The 646-nt window shown below is 69.8% G+C and carries 1 protein-coding gene; it reads left to right on the top strand.

Going from position 1 to position 646, the window contains the following annotated elements; genetic code table 11:
• Positions 1-570: DUF4162 domain-containing protein (locus LPA54_RS34740; RefSeq protein WP_228984613.1), on the top strand; the 570-nt coding region annotated here is incomplete at its 5' end.
• Positions 571-646 lie beyond the last annotated feature (76 nt).

The following is a 646-nucleotide window of genomic DNA, read 5'->3' as shown; positions in this document are numbered from 1 at the left end:
ATGTTCATGGACGAGCCGACGACCGGTCTCGACCCGCGCAACCGCCAGCAGCTCTGGGAGGTGATCAAGGACCTCGTCTCCGGCGGCACGACGCTGCTGCTCACCACGCAGTACCTGGAGGAGGCCGACCACCTGGCGCACGACATCGCGGTCGTCGACCAGGGCAAGGTCATCGCCCAGGGCACCTCCGACCAGCTCAAGGCCCGCACCGGCGGCGAGCGCGTCGAGGTCGTGGTGCACGAGCGCGAGCACATCCGCACCGCGGCCGCCCTCCTCGACAAGTACAGCCTGCGCGGCCTCGGCCAGGGAGACACCACGGTCGAGGAGCACATGCGCAAGATCACCACGCCGGTCTCCGGCGGGGCCAAGCTGCTCGCCGAGATCATCCGCGAGCTCGACGCCGACGGCATCGAGATCGACGACATCGGGCTGCGCCGCCCCACCCTCGACGACGTGTTCCTCTCCCTCACCGGCCATGCGGCCGAGGTGCACGAGAACGGCGACGAGGAGTCCGCCAGGGCACAAGCGGAACGTTCCCCCGACTCCCGGAGCAAGGAGGACACCCGGTGAGCGCGATCGCCAAGGACGCCCCCGCACTGGTTCCCCGTCCCTCCGGGGGCATCACGAAGTCCGTGAGGGACTCCCT

This window comes from Streptomyces sp. DH12, from assembly GCF_020873895.1.
In the GTDB taxonomy this organism is placed as follows: domain Bacteria; phylum Actinomycetota; class Actinomycetes; order Streptomycetales; family Streptomycetaceae; genus Streptomyces.
This window is presented reverse-complemented; position numbering and strand designations above follow the sequence as displayed.